Here is a 20,507-nt window from a genome sequence, read left to right on the forward strand (position 1 = left end):
AGTTGATGAAGAGACGCGTTGATAGGTTTTAGGCTGCTGAGAGCAGCATCTTTGGAGGACATTGTGGTTTTACGTCGGATTTTAGGGATCGTTACTACGGTCATCGCTGTAGTCAGTTTAGCTGTCCAACCTCGTTCAACTGCCGCCGCCGAACCAATCAAACTTGACACCCAATGCTTTGATGTACCTGGAATCACCAATTGTTTAGATGATACATTTTTGACCTATTGGCGCTCCAATGGTGGTTTGCCTGTTTTTGGCTACCCCATCACTGCGGCTGCCAATGAAGTTAACCCCGATACCCAGCAAAACTACTTGACCCAATGGCTTGAACGCAATCGTTTTGAGCTGCACCCCGAAAATGCAGGCACGCCTTACGAAGTCTTGTTGGGCTTGTTGGGTAAAGAACGCCTAAGCCAACTTGGCCGCGAGATCGAGCCACGCGAAGCTGGCCCAGTTGATGGCTGTTTGTGGTTTGAACAAACTGGACACAACGTCTGTGATCAAGCAGGCAATTTGGGGTTCAAGAGCTATTGGCAATCGCATGGCTTGAAAATTGATGGTTTGGACAACTATGCTCGTTCATTACAATTGTTTGGATTGCCTTTAACCAGCGCTAAGAGCGAAACCAACGCGAACGGCGATACGGTTGTTACCCAATGGTTTGAACGTGCTCGGCTCGAATGGCATCCTAGCAACCCCGATGAATTTAAGGTGCTTTTGGGCTTGTTGGGCAAAGAAATTATCGATGGCCGTAGCCAACCAACGCCACCAACGCCACCAACTGACCCTTGTGCTGCAACCCCAAATTCAGTTTCAGCCCGAATCAACCCAGCTAAATGTGGCCCAGCCGGCACGACCTTTACCTTCGATCTGTATGGATTCCAAGCTAATGAAGAAGTTGGCTTTTGGATCTCCGATCCCAATGGCATCAATATTGGGACGGCTGACACCTTAAATATTGGCCCAAGTGGCGAATTGATCGGCGTTCCATTCCGCACGACTGGTTTCTACCCTGGCACATGGCAATTTACCATGCAAGGCTCAACCAGCGGCCATACGGCAATCATCTATTTTACGATTATCCAATAGGTTTACTAACGAACTCAATTGGTTGATTACCACAACCCAGCGTGTGCCAATACGCTGGGTTTTTGTTATGATTAGGCTATCCCATTATTTTGATGCTGTTTGCAGCATGTTTGGAGGAAATTGTGAGTGTGATCCGTCGAATGCTTGGTTTGGCGACTGCAACCCTTGCAGTGGCCGCCTTGGTTGTTCAGCCACGCCCAACCGCCGCCGCTGAGCCAATCATCTTAGAAACCCAATGTTTTGATGTGCCTGGAATTGTCGAATGTTTGGACGACGATTTCTTGAGCTATTGGCGCAATAACGGGGGCTTGCCAGTGTTCGGCTATCCGATTACTGAAGCTGCTGACCAATATAACGTTGATAGCGATGGTTTTTATTGGACCCAATGGCTCGAACGCAATCGTTTTGAATTGCACCCCGAAAATGCTGGCACGCCCTACGAAGTGTTATTGGGCTTATTGGGCAAAGAACGCCTAAGCCAACTTGGTCGCGAGATCGAGCCACGCGAAGCTGGCCCAGTTGAAGGGTGTTTATGGTTTGAACAAACTGGCCATAATGTTTGTAATCAAGCAGGCAATTTGGGTTTCAAGAGCTATTGGCAATCGCATGGTTTGAAAATTGAGGGCTTAGATACCTATGCCCGTTCATTGCAATTATTTGGTTTGCCCTTAACCAGTGCCCAAACTGAAACCAATGCCAATGGCGATACCGTGGTTACCCAATGGTTTGAACGTGCCCGCCTCGAATGGCATCCAAACAATCCTGATGAATTTAAGGTGCTTTTGGGCTTGCTCGGCAAAGAAATTCTGGATGATGTCAGCGAACCACTGCCACCAGCCGAACAATGTGCCCAAACTCCCGATCCAGTGTCGGCGAATATTCGGCCCACCAAATGCCCCCAAGTTGGCACGGTTGTTTTCTTCGATTTCTATGGCTTCCAGCCAAACGAAGAAGTTATTTTGTGGGTCGTTGATCCTGCGGGCGAAGTTTATAAATTCGATGACGGCGATAGAATTGGAGCCAGTGGCTCGATTGAGAACGCTGAATGGCCAACGGCTGGTTCAGAAACGGGCTTGTGGCTGATCTCGCTGGAAGGCAAGAGCAGCAAGCACATTGCTGATGTGTATTTTACTGTAATGCCCTAACTCAACTGTTTCTATCATGGCCCCACAGCTTCCTAAATGCTGTGGGGCTTTTTGTGGTTTAGGGGTAGTACCAAGGTAGTCTAGCGCTAGAGGCATATTCCTGTTAGGCTATCGGCCATTGGTGTATGGCAATTGTTGGTTTGCTCAAGCATTGCTCTCCACATCGCTCCTACTTGAGTACTATTAATGGCTTGTTAATCGGTTAACCATCCTACGGCTTGAGATCTGCGTAGAAACTGGCAGCGGTAGCTAAATCGACAGCGGAATGAGAGGTTTTGGCAGCTTTTTCGCTAGGTTTGGCATGCGTCACATGCTACACTTCAGCCGTCTACAACATGCCGATCCATTTTTGGCGACAGAGGAGCTTCGTTCTTATGAAAGCAAAAAATAGCCGTTTACAAGGATTCTACCAACTTTCGCCGCTCGATCGTTTGCAAGCCGTGGGGGCTTTCGATGGCTTGAATAACGATGATTTGCGAGCGTTACATGGCGCTGGCAGTTTAACCATCGAACGCGCCGATAAAATGATTGAAAATGTAGTTGGAACCTATAGCTTACCCTTAGGGATTGCCACCAACTTTCAAATTAATGGCAAAGATACTTTGATTCCGATGGTTGTTGAAGAACCATCAATCGTGGCTGGGGCTTCGTTTGCCGCGAAATTGGCTCGCGAAGGTGGCGGTTTTACCACCAGTAGCACCGAATCGTTGATGATTGGTCAAATTCAACTCGTTCATATTGCCGATCACGCCGCTGCTAGCGAGATTATTCTGCGCAATAAAGCTGATTTGTTGGCAATTGCCAATCGCCAAAGCACCTCGTTGGTGGCCTTGGGCGGCGGTGCCAAAGATGTTGAAGTGCATTCGTTCCCTGCTAGCCCGATGGGGCCGATGTTGGTGGTGCACTTAATCGTTGATTGTTTGGATGCGATGGGTGCCAACGCGATCAACGCTATGGCTGAGGCAGTGGCCCCACGACTTGAAGCATTAACTGGTGGTCGTGCCTACTTGCGGATTCTCTCGAACTTGAGCGATCGGCGTTTGGCGACGGCCCGTTGTGTTATTCCAGCCCGCGCTTTAGATCGATCAGATTTGCGGGGTGAGGATGTGATCGAGGGGATTTTATGGGCCTATGCCTTTGCTGCCGTTGATCCCTATCGCGCGGCCACCCACAATAAAGGTATTTTGAACGGGATCGATCCGGTGTTGCTGGCAACAGGTCAAGATTGGCGGGCAATTGAATCGGGGGCGCATGCCTACGCTGCTCGTGATGGCCGCTATACCTCGTTGACCACTTGGGAACAGGATGCTGAAGGCAATTTGGTTGGCACATTGACCATGCCATTAGCAGTTGGAATTGTGGGTGGCGCAGTTAAGGTGCATCCAACGGCGGCGGCGGCTTTGAAGTTGTTGAATGTTAGTTCAGCCCGCGAATTGGCTGAAGTCTGTGTCTGTGCTGGTTTGGCCTCAAACTTAGCGGCGATGCGAGCTTTGGCAACCGAAGGCATTCAACGTGGCCATATGAGCTTGCATGCACGCCAAATTGCCATGAGTGCGGGTGCAGCACCCGCCTTGGTCGAAGAAGTTGCTGAGCGTTTGATTGCTGAACGTTGCATCAAGCCAGCTCGTGCTGCCGAAATTGTGCGCGAAATGCACGATATGTTTGCATTGCAACGGATTGAGGTTGGGGTTCCCTGCTAAATAAACCTGCTCCTTAAGCCAAAAGGCCAGCACCTCGTAGACAAGGTGCTGGCCAAATTGTTTAACCTTACAAGTGTTTTTAACCTTCAACCAGCGTAGTTTGGGCTTGGCGAAAGCGTCCAATTGCCCGATACTTGGCATAACGTTGTTCAAGCAATTGATCGATTGTTAGCTCGCTCAGGGCCGTAATTTGCTCACGCAGTGCGCTAGCAACTGCTTGCAAAATCACTGGTACATCCATATGCGCCCCACCCTCTGGCTCGGGAATAATGGTATCGGCAATGCCAAAACTGTGGAGATCTTGGGCCGTGATTTTCATGGCTTTGGCCGCTTCCGAGGCTTTGCTCGAATCGCGCCAGAGAATTGCGGCGCTGGCTTCGGGCGAGGCCACCGAATAAACAGCATGTTCAAGCATCAACAAACGGTCAGCAACCCCGATCGCCAAAGCACCCCCAGAGCCGCCTTCGCCGATCACGGTCGCAATAATTGGCACTGGCAAATCGGCCATGACCAATAAATTACGGGCGATGGCTTCGGCTTGACCACGTTCTTCGGCGGCCATGCTTGGGTGAGCGCCAGCAGTATCAATTAACGTCAAAATCGGCATGTTGAATTTTTTGGCATGCTCCATCACCCGCAGAGCCTTGCGATAGCCTTCGGGGTGCGGTGAGCCGAAATTACGGCGAACATTCTCTTTGGTGTCGCTGCCCTTTTGATGGCCGATGATCGCCACACTGCGGCCATCGATTTTGCTTATACCACAGACCAGCGCCTGATCATCGCCATGATGACGATCACCACGGAGTTCAAAAAAATCTTCACACAGCACCCGAATATAATCAAGGGTGCGTGGGCGTTGGGGATTACGGGCGATTTGCACCTTATCCCAAGGCAATAACTCAGTTAACGTTGTCACGTTTTGACCTCTGCGTGGGGCTTATTGGTGGCCCGCTACGACATGTTCGCGATGATCAGCCGATGATGTGGGGCGTTGATACAGGCGTAACAAACGCCCGATGGTTGCCCGCATGTCCGAGCGTGGCACAACTGCATCGATCATGCCATGTTCAAGGAAAAATTCTGCGGTTTGGAAGTTTGGTGGCAATTTTTGGCGAATCGTTTGCTCGATCACCCGTCGCCCTGCAAAGCCAATATTCGCGCCAGGCTCGGCCAAAATAATATCGGCAACCGAGGCATACGAGGCTGAAACCCCGCCATAGCAAGGGTCAACCAAGAGCGAAATATGCGGCTGGCGCACCCGAGCCAAACGGGTGAGTGCAACCGAAACTTTGGCCATTTGCATCAGGGCAAAAATGCCTTCGTGCATGCGAGCGCCGCCTGAAGCGTTGATCGTTAGCACAGGCACGCCACGATCGGCAGCTCGTTCGACAGCACGCGTCACTTTTTCGCCAAAGACGCTGCCCATCGAACCGCCCATAAATTCAAAGTTACAGGCTGCGATTTCAAATGGCAAGCCTTCGATGCTGGCGCTACCGCTCATCACAACATCGTTGGTGCCAGTGCGTTCGCTGGTGGCAGCTAATTTGGCTTCGTAGTTATCTTTGGGGCTAACAAAGCCCAAAATGTCGATCCCTTGCAGATCGGCATCATATTCGACGAATGAATCAGGATCAGCCAAGACTTCGATCCATTCGCGTGAGCTAATCCGTGAGTGATAGCTACATTTTGGACAGACTTTTAAGGCATCATTGAATTGTTTTTGATAGGTCAATTCGCCACAATTGGCGCATTTGGCCCAAACATTATCTGGTATTTGTTGCTCACGCCGCGAAGACGTGAAGGGTAACGGCGCACGCCGAAAAAAATCTTTCAAGTCGGAACCTCCACGGTCATTTTTGAGCCGTATTGGGATTATAGCATAGCACGCAGTGCGTCATAGACGGCTATTTTTGAACCATTTCAGCTTTTCCCATGGCGCTAAAAAGATCCCAACAGTTAGCCCTAATGGGCCTAATGGTAAATAAAGGCCCCATAGTACTCGAATAACCTGATGATTCCAGCCAACAATCTGCTTGACCAGCACGGGGTTTTGCGATTCAAAAAAACATGTTTCAGGACTATGACGGCCACCAGCGCTATAGCGACTGCCCTCAAAATGCTGGGCTTGGGCATAGACTTGGCAAATCCGCTCGAAATAATAATATTTCATCAAGAGTGCTGGCCCAATAAGTAGACTTAGGAATAGCCCAATAAACAAGCCCAACCGTACAATAACTGTGCGTTGCTGTCGATAGCGCATCGCTTTTCCTTTCTTGAAAGTTTAGCTAACAGACGGAGCATGATTTATGACGTTAAGCGTCCCTCACCCCGACCCCTCGCCCACTGCGGCGGGCGAGGGGCGTTCCACCCGTCATGATTGTATATTTCCCCCTCGCCTCGCTGGGCGGGAGAGGGGGCTAGGGGGTGAGGGCATGCAAATAGATGGTGCATCCCACCCAATCATTGTTCACAACCTACCCTGGAAATGTTAGGGGGTGAGGGCATATACATGATTGCTAGATCAATGCACTATTACAGACGGCGCATGGTTGGGCGATCTTACTTGGGCCAAAACTTTACTTAATTTAACATAACTGTTAACAATTCAATCGCAATTGATTAAACCAAGCAGCCTAGGCTAGCCCTGTGACCCATCATCACCAGAGGAGCCAACGCTATGACGCTTGCAACGATCAGCAGCACGACCCCACGTTTAACGGTTAAGTGTGCCACGACGAGCGCCGAAATTGAGCAAGCCCTGCGCTTGCGCTATCGCGTTTTTGTTGAAGAAGCCAATAACTCGCGACTTTGGAACGACCATGGGCTTGAATATGATGTGTTTGATCAATGGTGCGACCATCTCTTAGTCATCGACCAAAATTGTGATCAGGTGGTTGGCACCTATCGTTTGTTGCCTGGTGAGCGGGCCTTGGCGCATCAAGGTTTTTATTCGCAAACCGAATTTGATCTTTCAAAATTTAGCCATTTAGCCAATGCCTTGGAGCTTGGGCGCAGTTGTATCGCCGCCGATTATCGCGGCACTCGCGCCATTCAAATGCTTTGGGGCGGAATTGCCAACTACCTCGCTGAGCGCCCGCATAGCCATTTGATTGGCTGTGCCAGCATGAACCACGATGAATTGCCTGATGTGAGTGCCTTATATAGCATGCTGCGCCAGCATAACGTGATTACTGATCGCTATCATGTGCAGCCTTTAGCCAGCCATCGCCTGGCCGATTTGCGCTGTTTGCCGATGACCTGTAGCGAGCGCGAAATGGTGCGGCGCTTGCCACCATTAATTAAAGGCTATCGCTGGATGGGTGCAGAACTAGCGGGCGAGCCAGCTTATGATCCCTTATTCCATACCACCGATTTTTTTGTGGTATTTGAAACCAGCCAAATGACTAAGCGCTATCAACGTCATTTTGCCAGTTCGTATCAAGCGACAGCCTGAGGTGGTTATGTATCAATTGCTGGCGCATTTGACTGCCCACCCCCAACGTTTGGCACGAGTACGGCGTTTTGGTGGTTGGTTGCCACAACAACTGATTATTGCCTTGACATGGCCATTAGCCTTGGGTTTGTATTGGGGCGTGCCGCGTTTGCGTCGCCATTTGCAGCGCAACTTGGTGTATGTGCTGATCGATGGCGCGTGGCTGTGGCGCACGGGAATTTGTATGCGCTATCTGCAACATCTGCTGTTATTGCTGTATGAAGTGATGATCGGGATTGATCGCTTGGCGACTGAGCAGGTGGTGCTTGAAGGCACTGAGCATATTGAAGCTGCTTTAGCCCAAGGGCGCGGCGTGATTCTCTATACGCCACATCAAGGCAATTTCTTCTATAGCTATTGGCGTTTGGCCCAACACTACAATTGTTTGACGGTTGGTACGGCGGGCAGCCCTGAATTGCGGCCACTCTACGAGCATTTCAATCGATTGGGCTGTGCTGGTTTTGATTATGATGCAACCTCGCCACGTGAGTTAATTCGGGGTTTGCGCCAGCATCTCAAAGCTAATGGAGTAGTCTTTTTGCTGGGCGATTTTTGGCGACCGAATTTTCCTGAGGCCAGCTTTTTTGGCTTGCAATCGCGGACACCCCAAGGTGCGGCAACTTTTGCATTAGAAGATAATGTGCCGATTGTGCCGTGTTACAGTGTGCGTGAAGGGAAACGCCATCGCCTCATTTGCGAAGAGGCCATCCATTTGGGGCGAAGTTTTAGCCGTCAACAACGCCGCGAGGCCACCGACGAACTCAATGAGTGGATGGCCTCAGTGATTAGCGATAATCCTAGTCAATGGCTGTATTGGTTCAATTGCCAAGAGCGTTGGGAAGGTCACGACTTGCGTTTGCAAGAGCAAAGCGTCGGCCAAGTGCTGCATGCCTAGCGCAAAATATAGTAGGTCGCACGTTTTTGGCCGATCTTCAAAATCAAGCCCCGATCAACCAAATCTGAGAGATCGCGCCGAATCGTTTCGGGCGAAACATCGGGGCTGAGGTCTTGGAGATCGCGGTTGGTAATTCGGCGATTTTCAGTTAAAAACACCAAGGCTCCGATTTGGCGTTCGTTCAAGCCCAAGGCTTCCCATTTGGCAGTGTCAATGGTGGAATTACTGGCGACATTCATGCCTTTGTTGCGCAGGGTTACCAAAAATCCTGCGGCAGTTTCGCGGAATTCGGGTGGCGGCAAGCCCGCATCGGCCATTTGGCGCTGCATGCGGTCGATGCCATAGCCGAGCCGTTCGATCAAGCCCAAATCGGCCAGCACTTGCACCAACGTTTCGTTGCGGCTAAACCGCTCAGCAGCGATATTATCGATCGTGACGTGGCCTGGCAAGCGGCCTGGGCTATAGACTTCCAGCCGATCAACAAACATGGCAATGCGAATGCCCTCGCCACGCACGGTGTAATCGCGGTGGGCCACAGCATTAACCAAGGCTTCGCGCACAGCGGCTGGTGGATATTCGGTCCAATCTTCGCGTTCGAGGCCAACCATGCGTGAGCCACGCCGCATATGTTCGCCCAGCCAAAGCTCGGCCCGCCGCACTTGGTCGGGCAACGTTGTGCGAATATCGACCCGCTCAAATTCATCGCTCATCTCGTTGCCAGTGTAACGCACCAAAGTCAATTCACATTGGGGATAATCGCGCTCAGTGGTGATGCTGAATAGCAACATCCCTGCATTGGTTGGTTGATAGTTGGCTTGGGCATCGCGGGTGAGGCAACCGCGTCGATAGAGCCAACCTAAGGGGTCAACATCGGCGGGCGGACCAATCCGAGCCACATACGATTGAATTTTCATCTCGCTTAAATCGCCCATTGTGACATTTTCGGGCCGCACGCGCTCCCAGCCAACCTCACCACGCTCGATCAGCAATTGGCGCAAAGCATTGGGCGGAATTGGGGCATTGCTTGGGCCTTCACGGCGCAAATATTTGCCATGCAGACTGTAGACATTGGGCAAACCAGGCGGAACTTCGATTAACAAGACGGTTTGTTGATTGTTGGTGATTTGTTGGGGCAAGGGTAAGACGAGCGGCGGCGTGCAAGCTAGTGCTGCCTCTAAAGCCGCCTCTTCGGCTGCTTGAATATCTTGAACACCCTCGACTTTGGGCCTGACTCGCCCACTGATGCCAATGACCGCGCTCCCGCCGCCACCATTAGCAAAAGCCACTAAAGTTTCGGCCAAATCTTCAGGCCGAAACCGTTCACGGAAGCAGGCCAGCATTTCGCTTTCGCCATTTTCAAGTAACTGTTCAAGCATACACAACCCCAAACATTCAATAGGGCTGCAATTATAGCAGATTGATGATATTGCTTGATTTTGCGTCCGATCAATGTGAGGGCACTTACTCCTCAACCAACTTGCCAAGTTGGCGCAAATGCTGCTTGACGGCTTCGGTGATGGCTGGATCAGCCGCTAAAAACTGCGATTGTGGCGGGTACATAACTGCTGATTTTGGATGAAACGAATAGACCAACTTGCCTTGTAATTCTGGATTCTCCATCAGAACATAGTCATTTGATAAGGCCATCGCTGGATAGTCAAAGCGCCGAGGGCTGATTGCGGCCACGACCTTGCCTCCAAACAAGCGTTGCCCGTTATAGATTACGACAAACGAACCTCCACCATTCCACATATAACTTGGCGCATCACGATCAGTTTGACCCCATGGGTTCGTAAAGCTGATGGTTTGGGTTTGCCAATCATAACTGAGCAATAAATCTTCGGTTACGGTAAAAACACTTTGATCTAAAGGCACAGTCTGCAAAATTGTCCATGCAGTTTCGGCAGTGGGCCCAAGCCCTGGAACGGCATCTTGATCAAAGATATAGACGAAAAATCCTAAATCCTTCATGGAAGCTACCTCACTCGCTGGGGTTGGTACATTACTTACTGGCAATTGCTGATTACTACAGCTAAGCATAGTTATAGCAAAAATGAAGATAACAATGCTATGTATGATATATTTCATCACTCAAACCCTTAGCCTAAATTATGGCTGGCAATATCCAGCCTCAATACATTGTTGCAAATATTGATCAAGTGTGTCACGCGCACTGTTATCGATTTGTGCTCGTTGACTTTCATCATAGGGGAAATTTGGAGCATATATTGTATGGTCTGTAATTTCTGTTGTAGCATTTGGATCAGTCATAATCGCTTTCCACTGTTCAATCGTTAGCGGGCGATTTGATAAAGAGGGATCAATAACCATGGGGACATTTGTATCGCCTTGGCGAACATTAATAATCGGCGCAACATGATAACCCCAATTTACTGTACCATCATCAGTTGACGAAGGATACGTGACACCATCTAACGTAATTTGTTCATAAACAAATTCGGTTTTGGCTTCTAAATCCCCATAGATAAATACTTTATCGATATCATTAATATCAATTCCATAGCGTTCGGCAATTCGATAAGCCATGAAATGGGCACGAGCATAACACCCATCATCAGTAAACTGAAAGGGGATGTCGGGTTCATTAGCCATATCATCAAAAATTAAGGTGGCATCAGCATAACTGACCGAGCCATCTGGATTAACTTGCACACCATCGGCACGATCGTTCTGCCATGTTTCGACCGCTTGGAGAATAAAATCAATTAATTTTTGGAAGAATGGCGGCAGCAGCGGTTTGTCGCTTGGTGGCGTTGGGGTAGGCGTAGATTTCGATCGTACCTCGCCATCAACGACTTGGGCAAACATCGTACCATTGCCACCTACGGCCATCGCGCCAAAATCACCGTGAAACAGGGCGGCGGCTTCAGTCTCGGCATCGGCCATGATTTTCCGAATGGCCTTGGTAGTTTCAACACTGCCTTGCAACGAATGCAGCAAGCGCTGAAAGGCTGGATTAACCACATGCTCAAATTCTTGGAAACAGGTGTTGGCGGCACTGCCTTGCCATTGGCCGGCTTGTAACGCGGCCATGGTTTGGCAGACACTAGCTTGAATGGTTTGGCTCTGGTCATGCAGTTTTTGGAAACGTTGGATGATCGTATCGACTATGGCATAGTCGATCTGCACAATCGGTGCGGACATAGCGTCAGACCTCACAACGAGGAGGGGAACTCTGGCAAGCATGCAGAAAATAGGGGAGTATCGCCCTCAATTCAACTCAATCAGGCAGATTATATCAGGCCAGCTATCTAGTTACAACTACCGTTGGCGATTCAAGCATTGCAGATTCGGTACTTTCAGGGTATAACAATGCTTGGATGTTTGTAAAAATGGATGTTTGTTGGGAGGCAGAATTTGCTCCAAGAATTACAGGCTATTGCAACCGAGTTAACTCAAAAATGGCAAACCGCAGCCCAATTCAATCCCGAAGATCAATTGAAGTCAAGTGTTGAAAAAATTATTAAGGAGATCTGCCAAACGCTACTCGGCAATTCACAAATTAATGTGGTGACTGAGGTTCAAGAACGAGCGATTGCGGGACGGCCAGATATGGGCGTTTCGCAGGCTGGTTTGATTATTGGCCATATTGAGTTGAAAGCACCGGATAAAAAGGCTGACCCGCGCAAATTTGCAGCTAAAAGTGCCGATGCCAAACAATGGCAGAAATTTCAGCAATTGCCAAATCTAATCTATACCAATGGCAACGATTGGCTATTGTTTCGTTCTGGGGTTCTTGTTGAAAATCGCCGAGTACGTTTCATTGGTGATGTTACGAGCGATGGTGCAAGTGCGATCAACAAGGCTAATCTTGATGATTTGACCGAGCTTATTCGTGATTTTATGTTGTGGAAACCTACTGTACCGCGCAATCCTAAAGAACTGGCCCAACTATTAGCACCGCTGTGTCGTTTGTTACGTAGCGATGTGTTGGAAGCCCTACCAGACCCTAAATCGCCCTTGAGCATCTTAGAAAAGACTTGGCGTAATTATTTATTTGCCGATGCCAGCAGTTTCGAATTTGCCGATGCCTATGCTCAAACCATGGTCTATGCCTTGTTATTAGCGCGTCAAAATGGTTTAGCTTCAATCACCATCAATCAAGCGGTTAGCAATTTGCGTGCAGGCCATCGCTTACTCTCCGATACCTTAAACCTATTGGGCGATTTGGATGCCCGTGAGGTGATTGCCACCTCAATCGATGTGATTGAACGAATTATTCAGGCGGTTGACCCAGCGATTTTTGCTAGTGGCGGCGATCCATGGCTCTATTTTTATGAAGATTTTTTGACTGCCTACGATAAGGATTTGCGCAAACAACGCGGGGTTTACTACACCCCGATTGAGATTATTCAGGCCCAAGTTGGCTTGGTGAATCAGTTGTTGGCTCAGCATTTCAATGCGCCCTATGGCATGGTTGATCCCAAGGTGGTCACGCTCGATCCGGCAACTGGCACGGGAACCTATCTCTTAACTGCCTTACAAGAAAGTCTCAAACTGGTTGAACAGGAGCGTGGCAAGGGCTTGCGAGCTCAATATGCTGGCTTTGCTGCCCAAAATATGCATGCCTTTGAATTATTGGTTGGGCCATATGCTGTCGCCCACTTGCGCTTTTCGCAGGCGATTGCCGCCGAACAAGCCCAATTGCCCGCTGATGGGGTGCATGTCTATTTGGCCAATACCCTCGATTCACCCACTAGTTCTCCACCACAACAAATAACCTTGGCGTTGCGCAGCCTAAGTGAGGAGCAAAAACGTGCGTCCAAGGTCAAGCAATCAACCGAAGTGTTGGTGTGTATTGGCAATCCACCTTACAATCGTCAAATCATTGATGAAGAGCAACAAGATAAGGTTGAACGTAAAGGTGGTTGGGTGCGCTTTGGCAATGAGCACGAAACGCCAATCTTTAATAGGTTTACTCAGCCAGTTATTGATGCAGGTGAGGGAGTCCATCTTAAAAATATCTACAACGATTATGTGTATTTTTGGCGTTGGGCATTGTGGAAGGTTTTTGAACAACCTCAATCGCAACAAGGTGGGGTAATTAGCTTTATCACGGCTTCATCATATTTACGTGGCCCAGGTTTTGTCGGAATGCGCCAACAGATGCGCCAAATCTTCGATGAGTTGTGGCTGATCGACCTTGAAGGTGATAATTTGGGCACGCGCAAAACTGAAAATGTCTTTGTAATTGAAACTCCCGTGGTGATTGCGGTCGGCGTGCGTTATGCAGCACCTCAGCCAAATCAGCCCGCAACCGTCCACTATTGCCGTATCGAGGGCACAACCGAAGAGAAATTAGCCCAAATTGCCAAGGTCAAGCACTTGAATGACCTTGCATGGGAAACCTGTAGCAGCGCGTGGTTTGATCCATTTATTCCTGCGGCAAACGGAGCTTATGCAACGTGGCCAAGATTAACCGATCTGTTTCCATGGCAGATTAGTGGCATGCAATATAAACGTAAATGGCCGATTGCAGCAAATCAAGCAACCATACAGCGCCGTTGGGAACATTTCATCAAAGCAGCAAATAAAGCCGAACTATTTAACGAAACGCGCGATCGTAAGGTTGATAAACTCTATGGCGGATTAACCGATAAAACAACTCGCTTGCCAGCTCTCAGATGGTTAACTGATCCTAAAACACCTATTACAATTCAACAAATTGGCTATCGTAGTTTTGATCGTCAGTGGGCAATTGTCGATAATCGGGTTGGTGATTTTTTACGCCCCGATTTGCATAGCGCTGATAGCGAAAATCAAATCTATCTCACTAGTTTGCTTACAAAAGTTCTTGGATCTGGAGCCTCGGCAGTTATAAGTCATCTACTTCCTGATATGGATTATTTCTGTAATCGCGGCGGCAAAGATGTTATTCCATTATGGCGTGATGCGGCGGCGAGCCAAGCTAATCTGCCAGCAGGTTTATTAGAACAACTTGCCACTGAATTAGGCTTTAACCTGACGGCGCTTGATCTCATGGCCTATTGCTATGTGCTATTGGCTAGCCCCGCATATGTTGCCCGTTTTGAAAGCGAGCTACGCACGCCGGGGCCGCGCATTCCACTCACCAGCGATGGCGAACTATTTCGCACAGCGGTACATTTGGGTAAACGCCTGATTTGGTTGCATAGCTATGGCCAACGCTGTATGCCGAGCGAACAACCCAAGGGCGTGCTGCCAGCGGGGCGGGTGCGTTGCGAGGTTGGCACAAGCCAAAGCGAATATCCCAGCGATTATCATTACGATGCCCAACAGCAACAATTGAGCATCGGCGTAAGTGGCCTGTTTAGCCATGTTCGGCCCGAAGTGTTTAATTTTAGCGTTTCGGGCTTGAAAGTCGTGCAATCGTGGTTGGGCTATCGCATGGCCGAACCTTCCGGACGTAGCTCATCACCACTTGATCAAATCTTGCCTGAACGTTGGGAATTTGATGATGAACTACTTGAACTATTGTGGTTGCTTGATCACACGATTGATCTGCAACCTCAATTGGCTGAATTACTTGAGCATGTGCTGAACTCGCCGCTGCTACTTGCCGCCGATCTACCTGAACCCAGTGAGTTAGAACGCGCTGCACCCAAACCGCTCAAAGAAACCCAGGCCAAAATGGCGCTCCAATAAGTTAACATTCCCTCACCCCAACCCCTCGCCTCGCGTGCGGAAGCGGGGGTATGGGAGGGTACTAATAACCTTCAGGCTGGCGATAGGTCTCTAAATTGGAAAATTTCGTTGTCGAGCGAAAAAAGCGCAAGGGCACGATCCCCGTTGGGCCGTTACGATGCTTGGCTAGGTGAATTTCGGCGATGCCTTTTTTGTCAGTTTCGGGATCATACAGCTCTTCACGATAAATAAACATCACAATATCCGCATCTTGCTCAATGCTGTTATGCACAATGATGTTATTTGCCACAAAATTATGCAACGTATCTACGGTCAAATCATAAACTGGCTCAACGCCATCTGGCTCGATACTGATGATTGTTTCCCATTCAATCGCTGTTGGCTGGCTGGTGCTGCCCAATTCGTGGGCAATTGCTTGGGAGATAGCAATTTGACTGGTTTGATGCAATTGATCAAGCCGTTGCCAACCATCGATGGTTAAGAATTTATGGTTAGCCGTGGCGCGAATACTACGCCCTAGCTTGGTAAGGAGTTTGAAAACAGGCTTTGTACCAGTCGTAAAGGCATTGCTAACAGGCCGTGATTCTAGTTTCCAAGTTGCTTGATTCAGCGCTAGAACATTAAAGCCTGGTTGCCCAACTAATTGATCGATTCGGACATAATGACCTTGATCAGGCAAATAGATCTGGGTATCGCCTGTGAGACACCCCGATTCGCGCAAGTCGGAGAGCATGGGAACGTGGGTGGTGCGGCTTTCGACGGCCCGCGAAAGTTGCGAGAGTGCAATCACGGGTACATTAATTTCCCGCGCCAAAGCTTTGAGGCCACGGCTAATTTCACTAATTTCCTGCACGCGGTTGCCATCGCGCTTGCCGCCACCCTGCATCAACTGTAAATAATCGATGATAATCAGATCGATGCCTGCCTCGGCTTGCAAGCGCCGACATTTGGAGCGCACATCCATAATGCTAGCGCCAGGCGAATCATCGATATAAATTGACATAGTGGAGAGCTTGCCAAGCGCCTCGGTGAGTAATTGTAGATCACTATCACGAATTTGGCCGGTACGCAGCTTTTGCATATCCACGCCTGTTTCGGTGGCCAAAATCCGCTGCATCAGCTGATCGCGGCTCATTTCAAGGCTAAAAATTGCCACGCAGGCCTCGGATTCCTTGGCGGCGTTGTAGGCAATATTCAAGGCCAAGCTGGTTTTGCCAGTGGCTGGCCGTGCCGCCAAAATCAACAAGTCGGAGCGTTGCAAGCCACCGGTTAACTTATCAAAATCGGTAAAGCCTGTTTTGAGGCCGACGACTTCGCCGCCGCGCTCCTGCATTTGGCTAATTTGCTCGAAGAAACTATCGACGACTGCGCCGATGTGAATAAAGCCATCGGCGGTGCGGCGCTGCGAAACTGCAAATAATTCTGATTCAGCCTGATCGAGGGCGGCCTCAAGCTCTTGGGTTTCGTCATAACCGAGGGCCGCGATCTTACCACCAGCGATGATCAAACGACGCAATAAAGCGGTGCGTTCGACGATACGGGCATAATATTCGACGTGCACCGAAGTTGGCACACTATTCGAAAGTTCAAGCAAATACTGAACTCCGCCGACGACCTCTAATTGATCTTTGCGGCGCAGCTCATCGGTAACGTTAACCAAATCGGGTGGCACACGGCGGTTGTAACAAGCCACTTGGGCGTTGAAAACCAAGCCATGCTTTTCAAGATAAAAATAGTCGCTAGCAAGCCAAGGTGCAACTGGAATAATTGCATCACGATCAAGCAAAATCGAACCAAGGGTGGCACGTTCGGCGTTAATATCGGCGGGTAACGACTTATCCATAGCGACCTCGGATGTGGAAAATGTTGGGATAACGGGTGGATACACAGTCGAAAAGCTGTGGAAACCAACGGCTAAAGCACTGATGCCGCGCTCATTGGCGCGGCATCAGCGGTTGGACCAAACGAATGAACTAGGCTTCGGTGCTCGCAACTTCGGCAGCTTCGGCTGCGGGCTGAACACTACCTTCACCATTTTCACCTTCGACCACCACATTGATGTGTGGTTCGAGACCAGCGAGCAACCGCACGCCGATTGAATACACACCAGTGCGCTTGATTGGCTCGTCGAGTTGGATTTTGCGGCGATCAACTTCTTGACCGATGGCTGCTTGCAATTTTTCAGCAATGTCTGAGCTCGTTACTGAACCATACAAGCGATCTTGTTCGCCCACTTTGGTGACGAACTTCAAGGTTACGCCATTGATGCTGTCGGCCAAACCGCGTAATTCTTCACGTTGTTTCGCTTCGAGTTTGCGTTGTTTGGCCAAGCGTTCTTCAGCTTGCTTGATCAAACCAGGTGTTGCAAACACAGCCAGCTTCTTTGGCAATAAATAATTGCGACCGTAGCCACCAGATACTTCTTTGATGTCGCCCGCAGTACCAAGGTGTTCGACATCTTGAATCAACAGAACCTTCACGGAATAGCTCCTTTAGTTTAGCGGTGCTGGTGCCCGCCACATCTGCGGGCTTGTATTTACAACCCTCATCAGGTGAGGGAGCATACCATGAGAATAGCCCCAAATTTGGGGCTGCGCGTTATCTTACCATAGATCATAATTTCTCGTCAAAGTCTTTTAGAAGGATGCAAGGATGAGGGATGAATTATGAAATGGAATTATAGACTATTTCATGAATGATTGGTTTTGTAGCCTTCATTCGTTTCATAATCATGGTTAATCGCGCATCGTTATTCTTTGGGTCTTTGGGTTAAATATCAATCACTCAGTAAAACCACAAACATCTTTACCCTTTAGCTCTTATCATTCATAATTTTCTTCATCCTTCATCCTTCATCCTTCATCCTTCATCCTTTCTCACTATTCCCTCGCCTAAACGTCTATGGTAAAATTAAGCTGCTTCCGCGTTTGCGCCCATCGCCAAAGGATTGTTTAGGAGTGCAGCTATGGCCCAAGACCCGCCTTCATCTGTCGATTTAGCTGCTCGGCTGGCTCAGCTTGAACGTGAAAATCGCATTTTACAGGCCATGCTCGATACTGTGCCTGATGCGATTGTGTTTAAAAATGCTGATCTCACGATTGAGTATGCCAATCGCGCTTTTCGCGAATGGTTTGGCTTGCCGCTCGAGCAGTTTCATGTAGCCGATGATCGTTCGGGCGATGATGCCTATGCCTCGGAATATCAAAGCCACGATCGCCAAGTCTTACGCAGTGGCCTTGGTAGCGAGTTTGAGGAGCGCTCGAATGCGCCCGATGGCTCATTGATTACCACCCGTAGCATTAAACAACCTGTGCGCGATGCCAACCAAGTAATTGGCTTGGTGGCAGTGTTGCGCGATGTAACTAGTGCGGCCCAAGCTTCACGCTCACTGACTGAAACTCAAGCCCGACTTTCGCGGATTATCTCGAATGTGCCAGGCATGGTTTTTCAGTTTGTGCTGCATCCCGATGGCACAAGCGAGTTTCCCTACGTGAGCGAAGGCATTCGCCAAGCCTTTGGGATTGAGCCAGAACGTCTAACCGCAGAGCGCGATGCACTCTACAATTGGGTGCATCCCGAAGATCAGCCCGAGTTTATCCGTTCGTTTGTCGAATCGGGGCAACTGCTGGAGCCTTGGCAATGGGAAGGCCGTGTGGTCTACGATGGGATTGTGCGCTGGGTGCGCGGAGCTTCGCGACCAACTCGCACCGAGGCTGGTGATATTTTGTGGGATGGCGTGTTGATGGATATTACCTTGCAACGCGAAAATGAAGCTGCTTTGCGCCGTCTGCAAAATCGTTTGCAACAGTTTCTCGATGCCACGCCTGTTGGGTTGTATGTGGTTGAGCCTGATGGCAAACCCTATTATGCCAATGCCAAAGCCCAAGAATTGCTTGGCCAACAAGTGATGCTACCAGTCAGCCAGCAAACTGAGACCTATCGCACCTATAAAATTGGCAGCGAAACGCTCTATCCTCGCGAAGAATTGCCAACCCAACGCGCCCTCAAGGGCGAAATGGTACACCTTGATGATCTCGAATTTCGCTATGCCGATAAGCCTGCAACCGCGATTGAAGTTTATGCCCGCCCGATTTACGACCCCAACGACCAAATTGAATATGCTATCGCGACCTTTTTCGATATTACCGAGCGTCGCCAAATTGCCCAAGAGCTATTCGATTGGCGACAACGCTTCGATCTGATCATGTCAACCGTCGAGTTGGTGATGTACGATTACGATGTGACCAACAATAAAATTGAATGGAGCGATTCGGTCACCAAGATTTTGGGCTATCCCAAGGCCGAATTTAGCTTGAGCCTTGATGCTTGGGCCGCTGGTTTACACCCCGATGATGCCCCTGAAGCCTTGCGCCAACTCGAAATTGCCCAAGAAAATTGCAGCACCTACGCGGTTGAATATCGCTTTTTACACCATTCTGGTCATTGGCTCTGGCTCTTAGATCGTGGTTTCTTTATTCCAAACAACGATGGTGTGGCAATCCGCATGCTCGGCTTGGTTCAAGATATTACTGAACGCAAACAAGCTGAAGTGATGCGCGAACAAATGCAGAGCCAAATTATCGAAGCGCAAGCTGCGGCCTTGCGCGAACTTTCCACTCCATTAATTCCAATCAACGACCGCACCGTGATTATGCCGCTGATTGGTTCGATTGATTCGGCACGAGCGACCCAAATTGTCGAATCGCTGCTGCAAGGTGTAAGCCAAATGAACGCTGGCGTGGTGATTCTCGACTTAACTGGGGTTCCAGTCGTCGATACTCAAGTTGCCAGTGCTTTGTTGCAAGCGGCGCGGGCTGTGCGTTTGCTAGGTGCTGAGGTGGTATTAACTGGCATTCGCCCAGAAATTGCCCAAACCCTGGTTAGCTTGGGTATTAGTTTGGGCGATGTTGTGACCTTGAGCAATTTACAAAGCGGGATTGAACGCGCCTTGAATCGGCGTTTATCCTAAGCAAGGGGGTTTGTATCAACCCTGAAACTGAAATCTGGGCAACTGAATTAGCGGCGGCGATCGCCCACACCATTCAAGCACATACCTTTCAAGCGCGAACACCGCAAAATCAAGTGCGTTTGTGGGATGGTCGCACGCCCTATGCCATGCACCCAATTTGGTGTGCCATGACCATCTTGGCCGAACCCTTGCTGCCCGAAACGATCCGTCGCGTAGGCTCGATTGTACTGCTATGGCACGATTTGCTTGAAGATACCAGCGCCGATTTGCTGGAGAACACGCCAGAACAAGTGCGCCAACTGGTACAAGAAATGACCTTCGATGATTTTGATCATGAAATGCGTGATCTATGGCAGCGCAGCGATTTAACCAAATTGTTTAAGCTCTACGACAAAACCTCGCAATTTTTCGATGCAATTTGGCTACGCGATGCCCGTTATGCCCAATTACTCCAACATACCCAGCAACTAACCAGTTTTGTGCGCGAAACCTATGGCGATTTGAATATCGTCAAAGTAGCCCAAGCGTTGGCTGTTCCCCGCGTTACAGCTTCACAATCAGGTTAATT

Annotated in this window: 16 protein-coding genes; 8 read left to right on the forward strand and 8 right to left on the reverse strand. The window is 49.4% G+C overall.

Going from position 1 to position 20,507, the window contains the following annotated elements; genetic code table 11:
- Nucleotides 1-63 precede the first annotated feature (63 nt).
- From ABEB26_RS01445 to ABEB26_RS01455, 3 genes are all read left to right on the forward strand, one after another.
- Nucleotides 64-1,092 (forward strand): hypothetical protein, encoded by a 1,029-nt coding sequence (locus tag ABEB26_RS01445; RefSeq protein WP_345720159.1) that lies wholly within the window; start codon nt 64-66, stop codon nt 1,090-1,092.
- A 128-nt stretch (nt 1,093-1,220) separates the two neighbouring features.
- Nucleotides 1,221-2,237 (forward strand): hypothetical protein, encoded by a 1,017-nt coding sequence (locus ABEB26_RS01450; protein ID WP_345720160.1) that lies wholly within the window; start codon nt 1,221-1,223, stop codon nt 2,235-2,237.
- A gap of 374 nt (nt 2,238-2,611) precedes the next feature.
- Nucleotides 2,612-3,937: a hydroxymethylglutaryl-CoA reductase, degradative gene (locus ABEB26_RS01455; RefSeq protein WP_345720161.1), complete on the forward strand. Its 1,326-nt coding sequence runs from the start codon at nt 2,612-2,614 to the stop codon at nt 3,935-3,937.
- Between the two features lie 79 nt (nt 3,938-4,016).
- Here the strand turns inward: ABEB26_RS01455 and ABEB26_RS01460 are convergent, their stop codons facing one another.
- The 3 genes from ABEB26_RS01460 to ABEB26_RS01470 are packed head-to-tail and all read right to left on the reverse strand — an operon-like array spanning nt 4,017 to nt 6,197.
- The gene (locus ABEB26_RS01460; RefSeq protein WP_345720162.1) at nt 4,017-4,853 is read right to left on the reverse strand and encodes an acetyl-CoA carboxylase carboxyltransferase subunit alpha; all 837 of its coding nucleotides are present in this window, start codon (nt 4,851-4,853) and stop codon (nt 4,017-4,019) included.
- 21 nt (nt 4,854-4,874) lie between these two features.
- Nucleotides 4,875-5,771: an acetyl-CoA carboxylase, carboxyltransferase subunit beta gene (gene accD, locus ABEB26_RS01465; RefSeq protein ID WP_345720163.1), complete on the reverse strand. Its 897-nt coding sequence runs from the start codon at nt 5,769-5,771 to the stop codon at nt 4,875-4,877.
- A gap of 60 nt (nt 5,772-5,831) precedes the next feature.
- A complete protein-coding gene (locus ABEB26_RS01470) occupies nt 5,832-6,197 on the reverse strand; it encodes a hypothetical protein (RefSeq protein ID WP_345720164.1) in 366 nt (121 codons plus the stop codon).
- A 417-nt stretch (nt 6,198-6,614) separates the two neighbouring features.
- Here ABEB26_RS01470 and ABEB26_RS01475 point away from each other — a divergent pair, with 417 nt between their 5' ends.
- On the forward strand, nt 6,615-7,391 hold the full coding sequence (locus ABEB26_RS01475) for a GNAT family N-acetyltransferase (RefSeq protein WP_345720165.1): 777 nt from the start codon (nt 6,615-6,617) through the stop codon (nt 7,389-7,391).
- Between the two features lie 7 nt (nt 7,392-7,398).
- Entirely contained in the window at nt 7,399-8,325 is a 927-nt protein-coding gene (locus ABEB26_RS01480; RefSeq protein ID WP_345720166.1) for a lysophospholipid acyltransferase family protein, read from the forward strand.
- Here the strand turns inward: ABEB26_RS01480 and ABEB26_RS01485 are convergent.
- From ABEB26_RS01485 to ABEB26_RS01495, 3 genes are all read right to left on the reverse strand, one after another.
- On the reverse strand, nt 8,322-9,701 hold the full coding sequence (locus ABEB26_RS01485) for an ATP-binding protein (RefSeq protein ID WP_345720167.1): 1,380 nt from the start codon (nt 9,699-9,701) through the stop codon (nt 8,322-8,324). The genes ABEB26_RS01480 and ABEB26_RS01485 overlap by 4 nt on opposite strands.
- An 85-nt stretch (nt 9,702-9,786) precedes the next feature.
- Nucleotides 9,787-10,296 carry a hypothetical protein gene (locus tag ABEB26_RS01490; RefSeq protein ID WP_345720168.1) on the reverse strand — a complete coding sequence of 170 codons (510 nt, stop codon included), beginning with the start codon at nt 10,294-10,296 and terminating at the stop codon, nt 9,787-9,789.
- Between the two features lie 138 nt (nt 10,297-10,434).
- Complete coding sequence (locus ABEB26_RS01495; protein ID WP_345720169.1) at nt 10,435-11,490, reverse strand: WXG100 family type VII secretion target; 1,056 nt, start codon at nt 11,488-11,490, stop codon at nt 10,435-10,437.
- 213 nt (nt 11,491-11,703) lie between these two features.
- Between ABEB26_RS01495 and ABEB26_RS01500 the strand changes: the two genes are divergently transcribed.
- Nucleotides 11,704-14,970 carry a type ISP restriction/modification enzyme gene (locus tag ABEB26_RS01500; RefSeq protein ID WP_345720170.1) on the forward strand — a complete coding sequence of 1,089 codons (3,267 nt, stop codon included), beginning with the start codon at nt 11,704-11,706 and terminating at the stop codon, nt 14,968-14,970.
- A 61-nt stretch (nt 14,971-15,031) separates the two neighbouring features.
- Here ABEB26_RS01500 and dnaB read toward each other — a convergent pair whose 3' ends face one another.
- Together dnaB and rplI are read right to left on the reverse strand one after the other, a co-directional pair.
- Nucleotides 15,032-16,813: a replicative DNA helicase gene (dnaB, locus tag ABEB26_RS01505; protein ID WP_345720171.1), complete on the reverse strand. Its 1,782-nt coding sequence runs from the start codon at nt 16,811-16,813 to the stop codon at nt 15,032-15,034.
- Nucleotides 16,814-16,943: 130 nt separating this feature from the next.
- A complete protein-coding gene (rplI, locus tag ABEB26_RS01510; RefSeq protein WP_012191060.1) occupies nt 16,944-17,450 on the reverse strand; it encodes a 50S ribosomal protein L9 in 507 nt (168 codons plus the stop codon).
- Between the two features lie 485 nt (nt 17,451-17,935).
- Here rplI and ABEB26_RS01515 point away from each other — a divergent pair, with 485 nt between their 5' ends.
- The gene (locus ABEB26_RS01515; RefSeq protein WP_345720173.1) at nt 17,936-19,939 is read left to right on the forward strand and encodes a PAS domain S-box protein; all 2,004 of its coding nucleotides are present in this window, start codon (nt 17,936-17,938) and stop codon (nt 19,937-19,939) included.
- A 113-nt stretch (nt 19,940-20,052) separates the two neighbouring features.
- Nucleotides 20,053-20,505 (forward strand): SET domain-containing protein, encoded by a 453-nt coding sequence (locus tag ABEB26_RS01520; protein WP_345720174.1) that lies wholly within the window; start codon nt 20,053-20,055, stop codon nt 20,503-20,505.
- The last annotated feature ends 2 nt before the right edge of the window (nt 20,506-20,507 follow it).

Source organism: Herpetosiphon gulosus (genome assembly GCF_039545135.1).
Classification (GTDB): Bacteria; Chloroflexota; Chloroflexia; order Chloroflexales; family Herpetosiphonaceae; genus Herpetosiphon; species Herpetosiphon gulosus.